This is a genomic window from Streptomyces sp. Ru62, from assembly GCF_002920615.1.
Classification (GTDB): Bacteria; Actinomycetota; Actinomycetes; order Streptomycetales; family Streptomycetaceae; genus Streptomyces.
Genome location: NZ_PQSU01000009.1, coordinates 82,649 through 101,819, shown reverse-complemented (window position 1 = coordinate 101,819; position 19,171 = coordinate 82,649). Strand labels below are relative to the sequence as shown.

The window sequence follows — 19,171 nt, the reverse complement described above, 5'->3', positions numbered from 1 at the left end:
GCCCGTCAGGGCCGGGGAAGCCGTGCGAGCGCCGGATGAACGGGACTTGGCGTGGTGTTCCTCGCGACTCGCGTGACCACCTCTGGGTTCTCCCGGGATCTCTCCGAACGCTCGCGCAGCGCCGCCACCGCGGGCGGTGTCGAGGCGAGTGCCGGAGAGGAGTACACACGCCGCGCGGCGCCATCGCACCGCGAGCACTTCCACTGCGTCGGCGCGGTGCCGATCGGCAGTTTCACATCGAACGATCCGCAGCGGCTGCAGGAATATTCATACGTTGCCATAAAATCTCCGCCCCGCCGCGCGCCTCCGGCCCTGGGACGTACAACACCGAGCCTGAGCCGATGGGACGCCGCAGAACTAGCGTCCTTATTCAAGGCAACCCTCCGGATGGCGGCGTGTCAAGGTGAGTTGGGGGCCGCCCGGTGGGGGGCGGCCGTACCCGCAGAAAAATGGGGGTGGGAGCGGGGGCTCGGGCGGTGTCGCCGACCAGCGACGTCATTTCGTTCGCACCACACACTCGCGGGCCGCGCACCAGTCGTTTTCGCTCAGGTCCGGGCTGCGACCGGACCGGTGGAGGCTGCTGCCGGCGCGGTGATTCGACAGGCGCCGCGCCGATTGAGACCAACGGGTCGGGCGGCAGCGCGCGCCACGAAAAAGCAGGACCGGGCCGCACATGCACGGCCGGGCCTGCTCAGCAGGGGAGATGTATTCAATAAAGCTGTGAACTGGATGGGCCCTCTTCGAACTGAATGCCGCTCGCTATTCCAGGAAAAAGGCGGCGAAAGCCGGCACCGGACGCGTCGACGTCCGAGTGGCGGCACATGCGTCGCTCAGACGTCACGGCCGCACGCCCGCCGTCACGTGCGAGCCCGGCCCCCGGGGCCGGGCGTCAGGGCGCGCCCACGATCGCGCAAGCGCGGCACGGCGGCCGGCCGCAGGTGCACTGCAGGATGCCGTCCAGTACTCCCCGGTCGTGGTAGAGGCATTCGTCGCGGCACGTGTGACGCGGGACAAAGCCCGCCTGGAGCTCGTCCGGCCAGGGCTCCTCGCCCTCCCGGCAGCGCACGAACCGCTCGGGGTCCGCGGAGTGCAGCTCGTGCATCCGCTCCTGCGCCTCGCCCTCCAGGTCACGCGCTGCGGCGACCACGCCCTTGAGCTGGTCGGCGAGACCGGAGAACCGGGCGTCGCCGGTTCTCACATGGGCAGCATTCAGTGCCATGACAGCATTGCCCAGAAACCGCCGAGCATCCTGGATATTGGTGACGTGGTGCAGTTGGATGCCGGTCACGCCTCGGACCCACACGGCGTCTTCGCTCACTTCTTCCGCCTTCCGAGCTTGAAATTCCCTCTGGCGATGCCGGCGACGAATGCGCCGCATCTTCCTCACACGCTCTGAAGTGTCTGGAAACAGCGACCATTGCCCGAGTTCCGGCCGGCCCGCTCCCGTCGCCCACGCGGCTGTTGCATGAGGAGATCACCTATGAGGCTTGCACACTGTCTGAAGAGGCTAAAGTGCGCGATACGTAATAATCCAGCCAAACTCTGGTGAACTCAATCACAAGCGGTGATCCGCTTTTACGAGGCGGCCACGAATGCTTGATCAGCGGGAGGGGCTCGTTGAACCGGCATCCGAGAGCACACGAGGTCATGGGCTGGGAGTGCGAGGACGCGCTGCGGTCTGCCTGAGTGGACGGGGAGCCGTGGGCGGTGGAGCGCAGTTCAACGCCTGACCGCCCGACCCGGTGGCCTGACCGCAGGCACAGTCGTCTGACCGATGCGGTCCGTGCTCCGGTCGGCGACAGTGTCCGTGGCGGTTTTCGGCAGATGTACGGGGCCGCCGGGAGCGGCCACACCGACCAGGGAGGGAATCATGACGGAATCCGAAGCCGAGAAGCAGATCCTCGGCTGCATCACGGAGATGATCAGCCAGGAGAGGGAGCTGCGGGACCGCCTGGCGCAGCACACCATCGACCCGACGACCGAGCACGCGCACCTGACCCGGCTGGAGACAGAACTCGACCAGTGCTGGGACCTGCTGCGTCAGCGCAGGGCCCGGGTCGCCGCCGGTCAGGATCCGGAAGAGGCGCATGTGCGGCCGGCCGCGCAGGTGGAGCGCTATCTCTCCTGAACGCAGGGCTGACGGGCCGGTGAGGACGGCGACCGGGTCGAACCGGAGCGGAGGGCGTTCACCCCGGGGCGGGTGTCGCCCTCCTCGTGTCGCCGGGGAACCGTTCGGAGACACCGGTGATGATGCCGAGCGGTACGGCCGGGAACCGGACCTTCGCTGCGATGCGGACGCTCGACGCGACCCGTGTCCGCGGCGGCGTCCGTCACCCGGGCAGGAGGGCCGGAACCGGACCCGCCCCGCCCCGGCCTGGGGTCATTCGCTGGTCGCGCCTGCCCGACGGACTCGGACCGGCCCGGGCCCGCCTGCCGCACAGGGCTTCGGGCCGGCCCGGGCGCGCCCGCATCACCGGGGTCAGGCCGGCTTGAGTCCGGGGGCACCGGCTTCCGTGACGAAGGAGGCCGCGGTCGTGACGGGCGCGCCCGGCCTGGTGACGTAGGGGACGGTCTTGAAGTCGGCGCGGGCCGCTTCCCGGCCGAGCGTGACGGTCACGTAGCCGCGCCGTCCGTTGTAGAACTTCATGTGCGGGTTGGCCGCGAGGTAGGTGGCCCAGTTGCTGGGCCGGTCCGCCCCGTCACGCCCGCTGGTGATCGACGTGGTGACGATCTCCGTGCCCACGGTCCGGGAACCGGGGTCGCCGAAATCGCGCTTGATGTCGAACGCGTAGTGCACGTGCACGTCGCCGGTGAGGACCATGAGGTTCTCCACGCCGGCGGCCTCCGCCCCCGCCAGGATCCGCTCGCGGGAGGCCGGGTAGCCGTCCCAGGAGTCCATGGAGACCTTGGACGGCGTAGCGGTGGTGTTGTACCGCTGGGAGAAGGTGACCTGCTGCGGTACGACGTTCCACAGCGCCCGCGAGTCGCGCCAGCCGTCGATCAGCCACCGCTCCTGCGCGGCGCCGGTGAGGGTGCGGGCCGGGTCCTCGGACTCGGGGCCGGGGTACTGCCAGCCGTCGCCGTAGGCCTGGTCCGAGCGGTACTGGCGGGTGTCCAGGACGTCGAACTGGGCGAGCCGGCCCCAGTGCAGGCGGCGGTAGAGCCGCATGTCGGAGCCGGTGGGCAGCTGCGGCCGGCGCAGCGGCTGGTTCTCCCAGTAGGCGCGGTAGGCGGAGGCGCGGCGCAGCAGGAACTCCTCGGAGGAGCCGTTGTCCTCCGGGATGTCGTCGGCGTAGTTGTTCTCCGTCTCGTGGTCGTCCCAGGTGACGACGAAGGGGTGCGCGGCGTGCGCGGCCATCAGGTCCGGGTCGGACTTGAACAGGGCGTAGCGCAGCCGGTAGTCCTCCAGCGTCACCGTCTCGCGGTTGTAGTGCGCCGGGAGGGTGCGGTCGGTGTATTTGCGGTCGTTGCCCGTGGCGTTGACGGCGTACTCGTACAGGTAGTCGCCCAGGTGGAAGACGACGTCCACGTCGTCCTCGGCGAGGTGGCGGTAGGCGGTGTAGTAGCCGTCGGCGTACGCCTGGCAGGAGACGGCGCCCAGGGTGAGCGCGGCCGGGCGGGTGCCGGGCAGCGGAGCGGTGCGGGTACGGCCGGTGGGGCTGAGCCAGGACCCGGCCCGGAAGCGGTAGAAGAAGACGCGGTCCGCCGGCAGGTGGGGCACCTCGACGTGGACGGTGTGGCTGAACTCGGGGTGGGCGGGGGCCGTACCGCGCCGGACGATCCGGCGGAAGTTCTCGTCGTGGGCCAGCTCCCAGTGCACGGTGACGCGCTGCGCGGGCAGTCCCCCGTCGGGCTGGTACGGCTGCGGGGCCAGCCGGGTCCACAGCAGGACCGAGCCGGGCAGCGGGTCGCCGGAGGCCACGCCCAGCGTGAAGGGATCGTCGGTGATTCTGCGGGCGTCGAACTCGGCGGCGGCGGCCGTGCCGGCGGCGGGCAGGTTCACGGCGAAGGCGAGCGCGGCGGCGGCGCCGGTCACGGTGAGGAAGCGGCGCCGGCCGAGGTGCCTGGCGGCGGCGCGCAGTTCGGGGGCGTGCTGGGACGGGCGGGCTGCGGGTGTCATCCGGTCTCTCCCCTGTCGCGGTGAATGCAAGGGGCAGTTGACCGGGCCGTGACTACCGCGACGGGGCAGGAGCTTGGCAGGCTCATGACGTTCCCATGGCGGAAGGATGAGTTCCGGCACCGGGCGAACCGCCCCGCCCTCCCGTGTGCCACCGTCGTCACCGGCGCCGACTCCCGCCCCGGCATCGACCGCGCGGTCGCCGCCGAACTGCCGTACGCGGGCTGGACGGTGGCCCTCGCGGGGCGCCGTACCGAGACGCTGGACGAGACGGCGGCACTGGTACCGGATCACGGGGTCGGAGGAGGCAGCTACGAGCGCGCCGGCCCAGTGGGCAGATCGTCGGAGTGTTCGCCGGAAACCCCCGCTCCGATGCGAGTGGTTGTGCCCGCCCGGCGACGAACTCCAGGGCTTCGCCGACCAGTTCCGCCCGGCCCCGGGGAAGCCGGCCGTGCTGTGTACGGTCCCACGCTCCCCACCCCCCGGCCACTTCCACGAGGGACGCGCGTCTACGACTTCGCCGCGTTCACTCCGACGCCGCTCGTGAGGGGTCTCCGGCAGTCCCGGCCCGCCCGAACTCCCGTCGGTCACACGCGGTGGCGATCACGGTCTGCTCGGCGCCAACGGCAACAGCCCCACCTGGATGAGCGACGGCCCCGCGGTCCCCGTGTCCCCCCACCGGCATCTATTCGGCGATCCGGCCGGTCGTGTCGTCCTCCCCCCGCGGGCCGGACCGGTGGGCCGGCGGCGGCACGGAGTACGTGACCGTCGCCGTGGCGGCCAGGGCGTCGGCGCTGTCGCGGAGTTCGGCGAGGACGACGCAGAGGCTCTTGCCGAACTTGGCCATCTTCGCGTGCGTGCGGAGCAGGCCGGGGCGGGGACGGCTGAGGTAGCTGATCTGGAGGGAACTGGTCAGGGCCATCGGGGTGGGCCGGCCCAGTCGGGCGTTGATGAGCAGGAAGGCCGCCAGGTCGACGAGGGCGGCCTGTTCGGGGCCGGAGACGGTGCCGCCGGGGCGGGTGCGGAGACGGGTGCCGTCGGCCTCCATGGTGAGGTGGGTCGTGGTGGCCTCGGTGACGTGGCAGGCGGCGTAGTCCTGGAAGTCCCGCGCGACCATCCGGACGCCGGCCGAGGCGCTTGACCGTGCCGCGCTCCTCTCCCCGGCCGAAGCGGCGGGCGCGGGAGGGTTTTCGGCACTCGGTACGGGGCACGGGGCTGGGGTCAGCCGCAGCACTCCCTCCCGGAGCCGTGCGAGTACTGCCGGATCCGGGCCGTCGCAACCGAGCAGCGGGCCGAAACCGACGAACCCGACCCGGGCAACCAGCGGCACGGGCAAGCCCACGGCGCTCCTGCGCAGCAGCGGCACCCCTGTGCACGCAGCGGAACCCCGCCCTCTTACCGTTGGTCTCACTCATTCACGCGATGTCAGGACCCCGATCGCGCTGCCACCATGGCTGCCGCGAAACGTATGGTGAAAGACGGGGGTTTCCATGTCGCCGGACCCATCAACCACCCTCCACACCACGGACTCGGTGCCGGCCCACCGCCGACGGGTGTACTGGCGAGAGGCGCTGTCCCAGACCTTCGGAGCCGTTGACATCAGCGTTCCCGAAGAGGTGTATTCCGGCACGGTCCGTATGTCGGCGCTGGGCCGCATCCGGGGCGTCACTGTGGAGGGCGACCCCATGCAGACCCTCCGCACCCGGCGCCTCATCGCTGGGAGCACCCACGACCACCACGTCGTCGTGATGCTGCTCAGCAGGGGGAACGCCCGCATCGAGCAGGACACGCGCGACGTGCACGTGCGGCCAGGGGCGCTGTTCGTCTACGACAGGGCGCGCCCCCTACGGCTGACCTTCCCCGAACCGTTCCAGACGAAGTCCCTCGTCCTGCCACGGCACGTCCTGGATCTGGGCGAGTCCGACCTGCGGCAGATCACGGCCGCGCCGCTCGGCCGCGAGTCGGCGCTCGGCACGTTGCTGACGCCGTTGCTGTCCCGGCTCGTGGAGACCGCCGCGACGTACCCGCAGCGGACGGGCGAGTCGATCGCCCGCAACGTCGTGGACATGGTGCAGACCCTGGCCGAGGAGCGACTCGGCAGACGCCCCACGGACACCCCGGCTGCCGCCCGGATGTCGCTGCTGCGCATCCGGGCCTACATCGACCAGCACCTGTCGGACCGGGACCTGACACCGGAGGCCATCGCCCGGGCCCACCACATCTCCGTCCGCTATCTGCACAAACTGTTCGAGCTGGAGGACATCACCGTCAGCCGCTGGATACAGAAGCGCAGGCTGGAACACTGCCGACGCGACCTGGCCCGCCGGTCAGTGGAGCTCACGATCGCCGCGGTGGCCCACCGCTGGGGGTTCACGAGCGCCTCGCACTTCAGCCGGGTGTTCCGCGCCACCTACGGCGTCTCCCCCGTCGAGTGGCGGAACTCCGCTGTGCTCGCAGCCACCGCTTCCGCGCTGCCCCAGGGCTGAGACGCAGGTCGTCCTCAGTTCCGATGCCTGGCATGGCGCGCCCGGGGGCGGGTGCCGCGGGTGAAGGCGCAGGCCAGGCCGAGGCATTGGAGGACAGCGCAGACGGTGATCGTCGTGTGCAGGGCGGTGGGGGCGATGACTGCCATGAGGACGCCGGCGACGGGGTAGGGCGTGAGCAGGATCAGCACGGTGACGGCCAACGTGCTGCCGAAGACCTCGGCGGGGATGAGGTGGGATCGCAGGGTGCGCAGTACGACGGCCAGCACGCTGTCGCCCGCCATGAAGACGGCGACGAGGACCAGGTACGCCAGGTAGGAACCCGTGTGCGCGATCAGGAAGCACGGCACGACGGTCACGAGAGCGGCGCACCGGCCCACCCCCGGCAGCCCATACCGGTCGATCGCGACGCGGCTGGTGGCGACCGCGAGCAGCGAGGCCGCGGCCGCGCAGGACCACACCACCCCCACGAAGGCGCTGGACCGGCCGAGTTGCTGCACCACGATCACCGGGGTCGCCGCCTCCAGCAGGCCGAGCGCCAGGTTGGACAACGCCAGCCCCACCACAAGCCAGGCGAGTGCCGGCAGCGCACGCAAGGTCGCCCAGCCGGTGCGCCATCCGGTGGCGGCCGGCCCGGTCGCTTCCGCTGCCTGCGCGGGCGGCCGCTGCATGCGCGGGGTGATGGCGGCCGACACCACCGACAAACCACCGATCGCCGTGAGCATGCCGCTGAAGCCGGACCACTGCAGGAGGATCCCGCCTGCCGCGGGGCCGGCCAGGGTTGCCGCCTGATCGATGCCCAGCAGGACGGACTGGAGGCGGTGCGCGGCGTCGCCGGCGTCCCGGCTGGCGACGGCGCCGACACTCTCGGCCGCGATGAAGCTGAACTGGGTCAGGCACCCCGCGCACGCCGCCAGGAGCATGACCAGCCCCGGGGCGGTTCTGTCGTCCGCCGTCGCCAAGGCGGGAACGGCAAGAGCGGCGACGAGCGCCCGCGCCGTGGCGGCCAGCCGGAAGACCCGTGCGGGCCCGAAACGGTCGACGGCCAGGCCGGCCAGAGCGAACGTGCACAGCCGTGGCGCCCACGCCATGATGAAGGCGATCCCGGTCAGCGACGACGACTTGGTCGTGCCCAGTACCAGCAAGGGGATGCCGTAGGTGGCCATGGACGAGGCGAGGGCATCCGCGAGGCGCGGCAGATAGACACCGCGGACCCGACCGTAGGTCACGGTGCGGGCATGCCGGGGTCCGGCGGACCGGACTTTCGTGGGTATCAAAGGGACGTGTTGTTTCTGTGAACCGTGGCGGCGGTCATGAGAGCGACCCGGGCGAGAAGAGGCGCAAGGGCCCACACAACAGATGTGTCTGACTGAACTCCGTTCCTGCGAGAGCGAGATCGGCCGCATGCCGGACGCGGGGCACGGGAGCGGGATTCGCACTCGGACCAGTGGAAGCGGGCGCCCGACGCCGGACAGTCCGCAACGGGCGAGCGGTCCTGTCACCTACCATCAGCGTGATCACCGCACCGGATGTTACGCCGGGTAAACCCAGGTCGCGCCCGCGAGTCGCGGCGGTGGTGAGGAACCCGCCCCGCATGACCGGCCTCGGTCGCCACCACTGCTGCTCGTCGGGTCAACAGGCGTGGCGAGATTCCGCAGACGGCCGAGACGACGGGCCTGCACCCGCTCGCGGTCCTGTCGTACAGCGCGAGCGGGAAGCCGGTCCACTGACGCGGGGCGGTCGCCCTGAGACAGCAGGGCTACAACCCGGCCCGGCACATCAAGGGCGGGTCACCGCCCGCAATGCGTTCCGAGCTCCTGCGCCACCTCTGGCGCCCGGCCGTCAGCCTGCGCGTTTAGTGATCACCGACGTATTCATCATACTGTCCCAGGCACTTGGCGGAGGATGGGAGATGACCCTCATGCACAACCAGGACGCGGCCTCACCGGAGGCCGGCGGCGAGCGGCTGGTCGCCGGCCGGTACCGGCTGCTGTCCGTGCTCGGCGAGGGCGGCATGGGCACCGTGTGGCGCGCCCACGACGAGGTCCTGCACCGCGAGGTGGCGGTCAAGGAGGTCCGTGTCTCCCTGGACCTGCCCGCGGAGCGCAGCAAGCGCATGCACGTCAGACTGGAGCGGGAAGCCTGGGCGGCGGCCAGGGTCAACGCCCGTGCCGTTGTGACCGTTCACGATGTCGTCACCTTCGACGACCGCCCGTGGATCGTGATGGAACTCGTACGCGGCCGGTCGCTCGCCGACGTGATCGGCGCGGAGGGCGCCCTGCCGCCGGCCGAAGTCGCGCGCATCGGGACCGAGGTGCTCGCGGCGCTGCGCGCTGCGCACGCCGCCGGGGTGCTGCACCGCGACGTGAAGCCCGCCAACGTCCTGCTCGCCGACGAGGGCCGCGTGGTACTGACCGACTTCGGGATAGCCACCGTGGAGGGCGACACGGCACTGACGATGACCGGCGAGGTCGTCGGATCCCCCGAATACCTCGCGCCGGAGCGGGCGTTGGGCCGGACTCCGGGCGCCGCGTCGGACCTCTGGTCGCTGGGCGCGCTCCTCTACGCGGCCGTGCAGGGCCGTTCGCCGTTCCGCAGGACGACGGCCCTGGCGACACTGCGGGCCATCGTGGACGACGAACCGCCGCCGGCGCACCGGGCCGGGCCGCTTGCGCCGGTCATCGAGGGACTGCTGCTCAAGGACCCCGAGGAGCGGATGACGGCCGACGAGGCCGGGCGCCTACTGCGCCTGGCGGCAGGTGATGCGGCGGCCCCCTCGGAGACCGAGACCTCCACCGATGCCACCGCCGCCACGCCCCCTGCCGCCGCCACGGCCACTTCCGTAGCCACGACCTCCGCCACGGGCGGCATCACCGCAGCCGTGACCGCGGCGGTCACCACCGCGGAGGAGGTGCCCACGGCCACGGTCGCGTCCATGGAGACCGCACCGACCGCGGTCGACGCGGACGCGACAGCACCGGTGTCCCCGGCCGCGCCCGCGCCGCTGGGAACGTTCGGGCCTCCTGCGAGCGGTGCGGGATTCGGGCCCGTGATCACCGAGCCCGGCCCCGCCTTCGGGGCCTTCGGGCACGACACCGGCCCCGCGCCCGCTCCGGCGCGCCGCAGCCGCCGTACCGCATACCTGATCGGGGCGGCAGCGGCCGTGCTGGTGCTGCTCGGCGGAGGCCTCGCCTACGCGCTCGTGACCCAGGACGACGACAAGGACAAGAACGGCGGAGCAGGGACCGGCGGAAGCGCATCGCAACCGGTGTCGGTGACCGTGACCGGCAACGCCACGACGTACGACGGGAGCTGCCCGCCGGGAGACGGGCAAGCGCCCTGGTTCACGGCGACGTTCACGACCGACCGGGCTCCGGTCCAGTTCTCGTATCGATGGGTCTCGGAGAACGGCTCCGTCGTGGACCGGCAGTGGCGCACCCTGTCGTTCCGGGAAGGCGATCCCACCAGCAAGAAGGAAACCGTACGCCTGTCGACGTACGCACAGGCGGGGACGCTGAGAAGCGCGATGGCGGTGGAGATCAAGTCGCCGTTCGACGCCAAGTCCAACACGGTTGCCTTCTCGATCACGTGCCGTCCAGGCGGCGAGTGAACACGGCACCACGTCGTTCATACTTGAACTAATCTGGCTTTCCTCAAGGGAGTTTCTGTGTTGTCGGTCATCGTGGGACGCACCGGTCCCTTCACCGGTCAGAGCGTGGTCCTCGGCGACGCTCCGCTGACGTTCGGACGCAAGAGCGACAACGATGTCGTCATCGTCAGTGTCAGCGCCTCCCGGCTGCACGCCGAGATCGTCACGGAGAACGGCACGTACGTCCTCCACGACCGCGGCAGCCGGAACGGCACGTACGTCAACGAACAGCGCGTCATCCGGCACGAGTTGACGCCCGGTGACACCATACGCATCGGCGACGAGTCATTCCTGTTCGAGACGCAGGAAGCCGTGGAGACGGTCATGGACCTCTCCCAGCTCGCCCTGCCCCGCGCCGACGAGACCGTGGACCCGGGGGTGCTCCGGGTCACCGTGACCGGTGGCGGCCCGGTGGGCCTCGCCTTCGCGCTGCTCCTGGAGGAGGCGCTGCCGGGACGGGTCGCGGTCACCGTCTACGACGGCCGCTGGGTCCGCAGCGGCACCTCCGTGGTCTGGAAGGACGAAACCCAGGGCAACGTCCGCCGCCAGCAGGTCGTCACCGTGCAGAGCCGGCAGTACCTGGCGCTGACGGAGGAGATGCGGTCGGCGCTGTTCGCGGAAGGGCAGTTCTCCGAGATGTGGCCGCTGGGACCCGACTCGGTGGACGGGCAGCCGCCCCGCAACATCCGCATCGCCTACATCGAGGACCGACTGCTGGAGCTGGCCAACCGCAAGTCCGCGATCCGGCTGGTGCCCAAGCGGTTCGATCCGGCCGAGCAGGAGCAACTGATCGCCCGCGACCACGTGCTGGTGATCTGCGAGGGCGGCCGCTCCCGCACCCGCGAGCACTTCGCCGACCGCTTCGGCACGGCCGACGCCTCCATCTACTCCCTCGACGGAGAGCACCTCCAGGACGTGGTGCTCGGACTGCGCGTCAAGTCCCGCCTCTCGGACCCCATGAGCGTGCTGCTGACAGTGGCGCAGAACCGGTTCCTGCTCAACTCGCTGCGCGGCGAGGGCTTCCTGAACATGCGGCTCACCCGCGAGGAGGCGCGCAGCGTCATCGGCATCGACCCGGTGCGGCAGGTCTTCGAAGAGTGCATCGCGGCCCGGCCCTGCGTCATGAGCCGCCACGAGGACAACGAGTTCGTCTGCCCGACCCACGGAACCCTGTTCCTGCCCGCGCTGCTGCGCAGTTCGCCGCTGTGGAAGCGGATCCTCGAAGGCCTGCGGCTGTTCGGCGTCGCCGAGGAGGACCTCAGCGCGATCACGTCGTTCCGGCTGGACATGGTGCAGCGCCCGCGGTTCACCGCGCAGCTCACCCGTCCGACCGCCGACCGTCCGGGGACGTACGGGTTCCTCCTGGGCGATGCGGCCAACGCGATCCACTTCTGGCCCGGCCGCGGCCTCAACAGCGGCCTGGCCTCGGCCATATCCCTCGCCCGCTCCCTCAGCCGCGTCTGGCGGGGCCGGCCGCTGCGCGACGCGGACTTCATCCGGCACGAGGCGGCGATGTCGATGCTGCAGTACCGCCACAAGAGCCGCGCGTGGAACGCGATGGTCACGACGGACGAGCGGGGCGTGACCCGCGCGATCAAGGACATCATCGACAGCAGCATGGAGAGTACGGCGGGACCGGCGGCGGCCGCACTCGCCCCATCGTCCGCATCCGCCTCGGGAGGTGCCGGCAGCCCGGTGCCCTCGGGTTCCGCGGAGGCGGACCTCGCGATCCTCCTGGACCGCATGCGGGCGATCCGCGACCGCCTCGCGACTCGCCTTCCCGGCCTGCCCGACGACGAGGAACTGCGCGCGCACCTCTCCGCGCTGGCCCCCGCGACGCTGCGGACACTTCAGGAGAGCGGCGCGTGGGACACGCTGATCGTCGGCGGCGAGGAGGCGGACATCGACATCTTCTACCAGAATGACGCCCCTGTCTTCGTCCCCGCCGCTCCCGCCGCGGCCCTCCCGCTCCCTGACCCCCGCACCTCGGCACTGCTCGACCCCGCCTGACGACAGGTCACCCTGCCCGCGGCCGGCCCCGCAGGCGTCCGGGCGGCGGGGCTCAGGACGCCGGGCGGCGCGGGGGAGGAACAGTGGTGAGGTGGCCGAATCAGCCGCTCTGGGGCGCCGGGGCCGGGAGTAACGCGCCGGACGCCGGCTTACGCTCCGTCAGTTCGTGCTCGCGGGGCCGATCCGTCGGCAGGGTCGAGCCGAACTCCCAGTGGCCCGAGCCGACCTGGTACACCGCCTCCGCGCTGGGAACAGGTGCCTGCCGAGCTTGAGCATGTTGTAGCTGCTGCAGTTCTCGCAGGTGACGTCGGAGAGCCGGCTGACGATCTCGTCGGGCTGGCCGAAGAGCTCCTGGTTGGAGTTGCCACCGATGACGTACGAGTGGTGCTCCACCACGTGGGTCCAGAAGGTGTCGGCGATGTCCAGGTAGCGGGCGTCGCCCGTGGCCTCGTAGCCCGGCACCGCGCCGGCCACCTTGGCGATCTCGGTGTTGGCGTGCCGTCCGGCGAGTTCGTCGCGGCCCGCGGCGAGCGGCGCGTACAGCTCGTCGTGGTCGAAGCGCTGGGCGGTGCGCAGGTGCGCCGGGTCCCCGGTCTCCAGGTACAGCCGGGTCAGGACGTCGTTCATGCCGCCGAACTCGACCTTCAGCACGCTCTGCATCCGCTCCCTGGACAGTGGAGCGGTGCGCGCGTCCGCCCAGGCCGCCATCTCCAGCAGCACCGTGAGCGCCTGCCGGTTGCCGCTCAGCCGGTACTGGTCGAGCAGACCGGCCATGGTGGGGTGCGGGCACAGGACGGGTTCCCTTCGGGCAGGCGGCGCTGACTTCCGGAACGGGGGGGCCTGAGCGGGGACGAGGACGGTGGGCCGGGGGAGGAGGGGGTTGAATCGTTCAAGGCGGGAAGATCGACGGCGTGCCCTCCGGCGGCCGTGCCGTGCGGGCCGTGCGGGGGCGCACCGGTGGCCGGTGCGCCCCGAGGGAGTCACTCGACGGTTGCCTGGGCGTACGGCACCAGCCGCACGGGACCGGTCAGCCCGTGGGCCTGCCGGGCGGTGGTCCCGAAGACCTCGGGACGGGTCACCCGGAGACGGTTGATCAGCGGCGTGGCCACCTCGATCTCGACGGTGTTCTCGCCCGCCCGCAGCAGCGCCCCGAGGTCGACGACCGGGTGCACGCGGTCGACGGGTGCCGTCCGGTTGCCGTTGACCGTGACCCGGACCGTGTCGCTGACCTGTCCCAGCTCCAGTACGGCGCCGTGGGCGTCGCTCCAGTCGGCCGGGAGGGTGACCGTGGTGCGGTACCGGCCGATGCCGGCGGAGTCCGCGAGTTCCGGGATCTGCGACCAGGGCAGCAGGGTGTCGAGGGTCAGTGTGCGCCGCACCGTCTCGGTGCGGGCCGGGGAGGATCCGGGGTACCAGTCCTCGACGTCGAGCTCCCAGCGACCCGGCACCATGGAGGCGGGCACCGGCGGGAGCGTGGTGGTGACCGTGCGGCCCCGGGACAGGCGGGTGGTGTACGTACCCGCGGCGCCGGCGCGGACGGTCAGCCCCCGCTCGGTGAACAGGACCTGGTCGGCGTCGGTGGCGACGGCGTGCGGGCGGCTGCCGAGCCGGTCGCCGAAGAGTCCCGGCCGGCCCAGCGCGACGATCGTCGCCTGGCCCGGCTGGAGGCTGATGCGCAGGGTGACGTCGTCGCCGTCCTCCGTGTAGCGGGCGAGGCGAACCACCTCGCCGCTCCACGGGTCGAGCAGGTACGGCACCGTGCGGCCGCCCACGGTGCGGCGCAGGGTGACGTCGTGGTCGACGGCCGCGACGGGCGGCTTGACGGTCTCGGCGTGCTTGCCGTTGCAGAAGTAGTAGAAGTCCGCGTCCCTGGTGACCCGGTGGGCGTTGAGGAGGGTGGACGCGGTGGCGTGCCGTACGTCGGCGGTGACGCCGAGGCCGGCGAGGGCGCCGCCGACCGCCGCCTTGTCCGTGACGCGGACTACGTTCGGCAGCGCGAGCAGCCGGGTGAGCACCGCGCGCAGTTCATCGGTCTCACCGGCACCGGGCACGCCCGGGGTGAGCACCTGGTCGAAGGCGCCGAGCAGCACCACGGGCAGGCCGGCCTTCGCCAGCGCGAGCAGCTTGCGGGCGTCGGCCAGGGCGAGGGTGGGGGTGGAGCCGTAGAAGAAGTCCCCCTCGACGAACAGCGCCTTGTAGGCGGGGCCGTCCGGGGCGAGCCGGCCGTCGGAGACCGTGGCGTTCGGCAGGTCGAGCAGGGGGCCGCTGAGGAACTGGTGTGTCCAGCCGAGCGGGACGCCGGTGGCGGTGAACCAGGACGCGCCGATGCCCGTGGCGGTGTAGCCGGTCTGCCGGAAGACGGCGACGTCCGCGCGGACGGTGCCGGACTGCAGGACGCGGTGCACGCGGCCCAGGTAGCCGGCGATGTCCTCGACGTGCCGCCAGGTGGGCTGCCGGGGGCCCCACGACTCGCCGTAGCCGGGGGAGCCGTTGTAGGGGCTGAACGCCGCGAAGCCGGGCCACTGGGCCTCCGGGGCGGTGGCGTAGGAGAAGCCGTGGACGACGGTCTGGTTGACGCCCGCCGCGTAGGCGCCGCCCATGGTGCGCAGGAAGCGGTCCCAGGTAGTGCTGTAGGCCGAGCCGCTGTAGGCGCCGGACTCGCAGGACAGCACGGTGTGGCCGGCCATGTCCCGGCCACCGGCCAGGCAGCGGAAGTCGTCGAGGTTCTTGAAGCCGAGGGACTCGCCCTCGGGGATGTCCAGCAGCGCGGCGGACTCGATGGCGTCGGTCTGCAGCCCGTACGGCTGGGCGCGCAGGCCCACGCCGAGTGAGTGCGCCCAGTCCCGCAGGGCGCGCACGTGGTGCCGGTTGAACAGGTCGGAGACGGTCGCCCAGAAGTCGTGCCTGATCTGCCGGGTCAGCTGGGCCTCGAAGGCGAAGACCTGGTTGCTCTTGTCCAGGACCAGGGCGGGCAGGTACGGCAGCAGCGGCCGTCCCGTGCGTTCCTCGAAGGCCCGTGGCAGCAGCGGGGTCCAGGTCAGCCCGTCGGTCTCCATCTCGATGGAGTCCTCGAAGAACGCGCCGCCCGCCGCCTTCAGCAACCTGCGCAGGGAGCCGGTCAGCACCGCCCGCTCCCAGAAGCCGGTGACCGCGGCGGTGCCGGCCGCGCTGAAGTGGTCGACGACGTAGGCGGCGGGCGCGGAGTGCGGCCCGGACTCCGGCTGCTGGCCGGAACCGCGCCGCCAGTAGGAGATCAGCACCCAGTCCCCGTCGGCGGGCGCCGTCCAGGAGAGCGTGCCGTCGGTGACGGAGTCGGTGAGGTCGCGGACGCTGTCGAGGTCGAGCCCGGTCTCCTTGCGGGTGGAGTGGGCCGGGTTGATCCGGGCGGCCTGGACGGCGAGGAGGCTCTGGCGGGTGACGCCGGCCGTCGCCGCGTGCACCGGCGGAGGGACCGGGCCCTGGTAACCGGCTCCGCCGGTCACCGTGACGCGGCCGTGGGCGAGTTCCTGGGCGGCGGCCTCGTCGTCGGGGGTGACGCCGGGCACGGCCACGGGCCAGCTCGGGCCGAGGGTGAGGTCGACGGTGAGGCCGCGTCTGCTCGCCCGGCTCAGGGCCGCCTCGACTCCGGCGCGCCAGGGTGCGCTGCCCCACCCGTGGTGCTCGGTGTCCAGCAGGGACTTGCTCTTGACGCTGTGGTGGACGGCGGCGATCTCGGCTCCGCCGAAGCCCGCGTCCGCGATCTGGTCGATCTCGCGGGCGATCTCATCGGGGTCGACGAGGCCGTCGGGCCACCACCAGCGGAACTTGGGACGCACGGAGCGCGGCGGACGCGCGAACCAGTCGGCGGCCGGCCCGGCGGTACCGGCCGCGGGAAGGGCGGCGGCGCCGCTTGGAACACCACCGACAGCGGCCACGGTTCCGGCCGCCAGCGCGGCGGCTAGGACCGTGCGCCGGGACATCCCGCCACGTTGCGAGAGGAATTCAGGCATAGGTGCGCCCCACAAGCTGACTCGACAAGGGATTGAATCGTTTCAATCCGATAGGAACGCCGGAACGCTAAGCCTGTCGGTCCGGGGGGTCAAGACGTGGCCGGCCAGTAACTTCCCGCGCGGCCCGAACCAGTGCCCCGACAGCCGGGGTCCGCGCCGTCGCGACGGGCGGGCGCTGGCGCCGGGGTACTGGCGGTGAAACAGGGCACCGTTCGAACGCGGTTCACGCTCGAAGTGGTGCGACACGGGTGGGATTCAGGCGAGTTCGACGGGGAGGTCACCTCGGTCGGTGACGGCCCGCGGTATGAGCGGAGCGATCAGATCCCGCTTCTGGTCACTGAGTTCGTGTCGGCGCATCCGACCATGATGAGCCAGGTAGTGATCTTTGATGACGGCCAGTAGCGCCCGCATAATCACGGCATGACCAATACTGTTGAAGCAGCCTGGTACAAAATCCTCACCACGGCCGGCGAAGCTCGCCGACCGGAAGGATCGCCACTTGCCGCTCCGTTTGCCGAACTGGTGCTGGTCGCGCATGCAGATCCGCTGCTTCGCCGGCTCTACCCCTGGGCCGGTATGTGGGAACTGCACTTCAGCAGATGCACGGAAATTCGCCACACGTGGGACATCCCCTACACCGGAATCCTAGGAGACGGCCGCTACTACGTCGAAGGGCCGAGCCGAACCAGCCCACGGATCGCCGAGACAGACAGCGCGCAAACTGCAGTAACGATGGTCGTCGATCGTCTGCCATCACACTGCGGCCCGGCCTTCATCGGCAACGCAGAGGAGCTGGCCGCCTACGAGAGATCGCGGGACAACAGGTAGATGCCGAGCCGCCGACTTCGCCTCGGCAGCTCAGTAGGCACCTTTGCGGACGGGCCCTAGTGTCGCGACCGGGAGCTTTGCCAAGTTGAGTAGGCTGAGCCGCTGCGGTGAGGGAGGGCGGGGATGACGCGGAGACCGTCGGTCGATGAAGCCGTGGGGCTACTTGAAGGCGAGCTGAGGGCGGGGCGGCGCGCGCTCGCCGACCTTGGCACGGAAGACGTCTGGTGGGCATTCCTCCGCTTCGGCCGACGGCTGTTCGACGTCTCGGAAGTCCCTGATGGTGACGGCCTTCTTTTCCAGTACGGAACCTACTCGTTCGACGGTTCACCGACGTTCACGGTCGACCTGACAAGGCAGTTCGAGGTCTCCGACGCCGATGGTGATCACGACCATTACGTGCAGGTCCACTGCGAGGTCCGATGCGGATCCGGACCTGCCCTGGAAGCTCTGGGAAGCTTCGACTCATGGTTCTTCCACGGTGCTGGTGATGACCTCGAAGATTGGGCCCGAGAGCTGACCGAGCTGTCAGCTTGGACGACGGTCAGAATGCTCGCGCCGACCGAGATCAGGGTGTTTCAGGAGCAGCTGTAATTGCTCAAGCAGCAGTCGTAACAGGCCGGCCGTCCCATCGGACGTGTCTCTCATTTGGAACGCGGGCGCGTTCGCGTCACTGGTTCGCGAGGACGTTGGGGTAGCGACGGTTCTGGTTGTGCCGGCGCAGGTAGGCGTGCAGTGCCCGGATCTGGACGATGTGGCTCGAATGGTCGGAGTTGGCCAGCGTGAACAGTCGCGGCGGTCCGAAGTGGGCCTCGACGGGGTTGGCGAAAATGCGTAGGTTGGGGTGAAGCACAGCTCGATCCTGTTCCGGTCTGCCCACCTGCGGATTCGCCAGTTCAGGTGGGCGGAAAGGTCGTCGAGGATCACGTGGATCGGAGCGCCGTCCGGACGGGCGGCGCGGATGGATCGCAGGGCGGCCCGGGTGTGGTCGATGCCCTTGCGGTGCTGGTTGATCCCCCACAGCTTGTCGTCGCCGACCGAATGGCAGCCGTGGAAGCAGGTAATGCCGTGGGTGCGGCGATATGTCGCCGGCAGCCGCTCCGGCTTGCCTCGTTCGGCCCAGCATGAGCCGGCGGTCGGCCGGATGCCGAGCGGGCCGAACTCGTCAAAGGCGAAGGTACGGCCCGGTCGCTCGTTCGGCTGGTCGGTTCCGGCGCGGGCTGACCAGCTAGTCCCACCTGGCGGTCGAGCGGGGGCAGAAGCCGTTGCCGGTGGTGATCTCGGCCGGACAACGCGGGGATTCTCCGCAGTTCGATCCGGTCTCGGAGGCAATCCGGTGCCTCGACTCGGCTTGGGACGGCCGCGCAAGCGCCCGGACCGGGTGCGGGCCGACAAGGCGTACGACTCCCGCAAGAACCGTGCCCACCCGCGTCGACGTGGGATCAAGGCCACGATCCCCATCCCGGCGGACCGGGTCCGCAACCGCGTGAGTCTGGGTTCTCACGGCGGTCGGCCGCCGCAGTTCGACAAGACTGACTACCGCGAACGGCACGCGGTCGGACGCGGGTTCAATGGCCTCAAGCGCCACCGAGTGGTGGCCATCCGCTATGACAACTTGGCCGCCCGCTAGGAGGCCGCCGTGCTGGTCGCGGTCCTGGACGAATGGCTATGACCAGCAGCGGAATGGTCCTCATCGGTCACCTTGTAGCCAGGGACAGACGGCCAGCGGACCGTCAGAACCACGGACTCTTCCTCCGCGAACCAGGAGTGATCGACGCCTCGGCCCCACACGACGTAATCCCCCTGCCGGGCCAAAGTCACGCGGCGCCCTGGCAGTTCCACCCGGAAGCGCCCGCTGATGAGCACCAACAGGGTGGTGCGCTCTTCGCAGGTCACCCACTGAGCCCGCTCATCGCCCTGCGAGTGGACGCCCCATTTGATCTCCACGTCCTCGCTGTGCCGAGGATCGGAGGCGTCCTTGAAATGCCCCAGCAGCCACCCCCGGTCCAGCGCCGCGTCCCTGCCGGCATTGCCCACATACACGTTGTCGGTCATGACTCCGGAAGGTAGCAGCCAGCTGCATCGGCACTCATGACAG

At 70.7% G+C, this 19,171-nt stretch carries 15 protein-coding genes and 2 pseudogenes; 8 read left to right on the top strand and 9 right to left on the bottom strand.

The window, feature by feature from the left end:
* Positions 1-5: 5 nt before the first annotated feature.
* Both C3492_RS46900 and C3492_RS14210 read right to left on the bottom strand, forming a co-directional pair.
* Positions 6-281 carry an FmdB family zinc ribbon protein gene (locus C3492_RS46900; RefSeq protein WP_103812115.1) on the bottom strand — a complete coding sequence of 92 codons (276 nt, stop codon included), beginning with the start codon at positions 279-281 and terminating at the stop codon, positions 6-8.
* Between the two features lie 608 nt (positions 282-889).
* Positions 890-1,198, bottom strand: coding sequence for a hypothetical protein (locus tag C3492_RS14210; protein ID WP_103812241.1), 309 nt, complete (start codon positions 1,196-1,198; stop codon positions 890-892).
* Between C3492_RS14210 and C3492_RS45755 the strand changes: the two genes are divergently transcribed.
* Complete coding sequence (locus C3492_RS45755) at positions 1,199-1,396, top strand: hypothetical protein (protein ID WP_132789382.1); 198 nt, start codon at positions 1,199-1,201, stop codon at positions 1,394-1,396.
* Positions 1,397-1,870: 474 nt separating this feature from the next.
* Positions 1,871-2,128, top strand: a complete 258-nt coding sequence (locus tag C3492_RS14205; protein WP_103812114.1) for a DUF2630 family protein — start codon at positions 1,871-1,873, stop codon at positions 2,126-2,128.
* Positions 2,129-2,479: 351 nt separating this feature from the next.
* Here C3492_RS14205 and C3492_RS14200 read toward each other — a convergent pair whose 3' ends face one another.
* Entirely contained in the window at positions 2,480-4,120 is a 1,641-nt protein-coding gene (locus C3492_RS14200) for an alkaline phosphatase (protein ID WP_103812113.1), read from the bottom strand.
* 183 nt (positions 4,121-4,303) lie between these two features.
* Between C3492_RS14200 and C3492_RS45750 the strand changes: the two are divergent.
* Positions 4,304-4,408 (top strand): annotated as a pseudogene (locus C3492_RS45750) (3-oxoacyl-ACP reductase); the annotation flags it as partial.
* 394 nt (positions 4,409-4,802) lie between these two features.
* Here the strand turns inward: C3492_RS45750 and C3492_RS14190 are convergent.
* Positions 4,803-5,234 carry a PaaI family thioesterase gene (locus tag C3492_RS14190; RefSeq protein ID WP_258055700.1) on the bottom strand — a complete coding sequence of 144 codons (432 nt, stop codon included), beginning with the start codon at positions 5,232-5,234 and terminating at the stop codon, positions 4,803-4,805.
* 373 nt (positions 5,235-5,607) lie between these two features.
* On the opposite strand from C3492_RS14190, the gene C3492_RS14185 reads away from it, so the two are divergent.
* The gene (locus C3492_RS14185; protein WP_103812112.1) at positions 5,608-6,603 is read left to right on the top strand and encodes a helix-turn-helix domain-containing protein; all 996 of its coding nucleotides are present in this window, start codon (positions 5,608-5,610) and stop codon (positions 6,601-6,603) included.
* A 14-nt stretch (positions 6,604-6,617) separates the two neighbouring features.
* Here the strand turns inward: C3492_RS14185 and C3492_RS14180 are convergent, their stop codons facing one another.
* The gene (locus tag C3492_RS14180; protein WP_103812111.1) at positions 6,618-7,829 is read right to left on the bottom strand and encodes an MFS transporter; all 1,212 of its coding nucleotides are present in this window, start codon (positions 7,827-7,829) and stop codon (positions 6,618-6,620) included.
* A 692-nt stretch (positions 7,830-8,521) separates the two neighbouring features.
* Here C3492_RS14180 and C3492_RS14175 point away from each other — a divergent pair.
* Together C3492_RS14175 and C3492_RS14170 are read left to right on the top strand one after the other, a co-directional pair.
* Positions 8,522-10,210 carry a serine/threonine-protein kinase gene (locus tag C3492_RS14175; RefSeq protein ID WP_103812240.1) on the top strand — a complete coding sequence of 563 codons (1,689 nt, stop codon included), beginning with the start codon at positions 8,522-8,524 and terminating at the stop codon, positions 10,208-10,210.
* Between the two features lie 57 nt (positions 10,211-10,267).
* A complete protein-coding gene (locus tag C3492_RS14170) occupies positions 10,268-12,259 on the top strand; it encodes an FHA domain-containing protein (RefSeq protein ID WP_103812110.1) in 1,992 nt (663 codons plus the stop codon).
* Positions 12,260-12,418: 159 nt separating this feature from the next.
* On the opposite strand, the gene C3492_RS14165 is transcribed toward C3492_RS14170, so the two are convergent.
* Together C3492_RS14165 and C3492_RS14160 are read right to left on the bottom strand one after the other, a co-directional pair.
* Positions 12,419-13,243, bottom strand: coding sequence for a beta-L-arabinofuranosidase domain-containing protein (locus C3492_RS14165; protein WP_308461146.1), 825 nt, complete (start codon positions 13,241-13,243; stop codon positions 12,419-12,421).
* The gene (locus C3492_RS14160; protein WP_103812109.1) at positions 13,240-16,248 is read right to left on the bottom strand and encodes a glycosyl hydrolase; all 3,009 of its coding nucleotides are present in this window, start codon (positions 16,246-16,248) and stop codon (positions 13,240-13,242) included. The genes C3492_RS14165 and C3492_RS14160 overlap by 4 nt, the downstream gene beginning before the upstream one ends.
* Positions 16,249-16,668: 420 nt before the next feature.
* On the opposite strand from C3492_RS14160, the gene C3492_RS14150 reads away from it, so the two are divergent.
* Together C3492_RS14150 and C3492_RS45745 are read left to right on the top strand one after the other, a co-directional pair.
* Positions 16,669-17,076, top strand: coding sequence for a DUF6193 family natural product biosynthesis protein (locus C3492_RS14150; RefSeq protein ID WP_219822073.1), 408 nt, complete (start codon positions 16,669-16,671; stop codon positions 17,074-17,076).
* 123 nt (positions 17,077-17,199) lie between these two features.
* On the top strand, positions 17,200-17,667 hold the full coding sequence (locus C3492_RS45745) for a hypothetical protein (protein ID WP_258055696.1): 468 nt from the start codon (positions 17,200-17,202) through the stop codon (positions 17,665-17,667).
* Between the two features lie 4 nt (positions 17,668-17,671).
* Here the strand turns inward: C3492_RS45745 and C3492_RS14140 are convergent.
* Positions 17,672-18,270: pseudogene (locus C3492_RS14140) on the bottom strand (transposase); the annotation flags it as partial.
* A gap of 429 nt (positions 18,271-18,699) precedes the next feature.
* A complete protein-coding gene (locus C3492_RS14130) occupies positions 18,700-19,128 on the bottom strand; it encodes a signal peptidase I (RefSeq protein ID WP_103812107.1) in 429 nt (142 codons plus the stop codon).
* Positions 19,129-19,171: the final 43 nt, after the last annotated feature.

Excerpts from the sequence above, each read along its gene's own strand:
- C3492_RS14150 (WP_219822073.1), top strand. The coding sequence starts at position 16,669 with ATGACCAATACTGTTGAAGCAGCCTGGTACAAAATCCTCACCACGGCC.
- C3492_RS14130 (WP_103812107.1), bottom strand. The coding sequence starts at position 19,128 with ATGACCGACAACGTGTATGTGGGCAATGCCGGCAGGGACGCGGCGCTG.
- C3492_RS45745 (WP_258055696.1), top strand. The coding sequence starts at position 17,200 with ATGACGCGGAGACCGTCGGTCGATGAAGCCGTGGGGCTACTTGAAGGC.
- C3492_RS14185 (WP_103812112.1), top strand. The coding sequence starts at position 5,608 with ATGTCGCCGGACCCATCAACCACCCTCCACACCACGGACTCGGTGCCG.
- C3492_RS14200 (WP_103812113.1), bottom strand. The coding sequence starts at position 4,120 with ATGACACCCGCAGCCCGCCCGTCCCAGCACGCCCCCGAACTGCGCGCC.
- C3492_RS14205 (WP_103812114.1), top strand. The coding sequence starts at position 1,871 with ATGACGGAATCCGAAGCCGAGAAGCAGATCCTCGGCTGCATCACGGAG.
- C3492_RS14160 (WP_103812109.1), bottom strand. The coding sequence starts at position 16,248 with ATGCCTGAATTCCTCTCGCAACGTGGCGGGATGTCCCGGCGCACGGTC.
- C3492_RS14190 (WP_258055700.1), bottom strand. The coding sequence starts at position 5,234 with ATGGTCGCGCGGGACTTCCAGGACTACGCCGCCTGCCACGTCACCGAG.
- C3492_RS14175 (WP_103812240.1), top strand. The coding sequence starts at position 8,522 with ATGCACAACCAGGACGCGGCCTCACCGGAGGCCGGCGGCGAGCGGCTG.
- C3492_RS46900 (WP_103812115.1), bottom strand. The coding sequence starts at position 281 with ATGGCAACGTATGAATATTCCTGCAGCCGCTGCGGATCGTTCGATGTG.
- C3492_RS45755 (WP_132789382.1), top strand. The coding sequence starts at position 1,199 with ATGGGCAGCATTCAGTGCCATGACAGCATTGCCCAGAAACCGCCGAGC.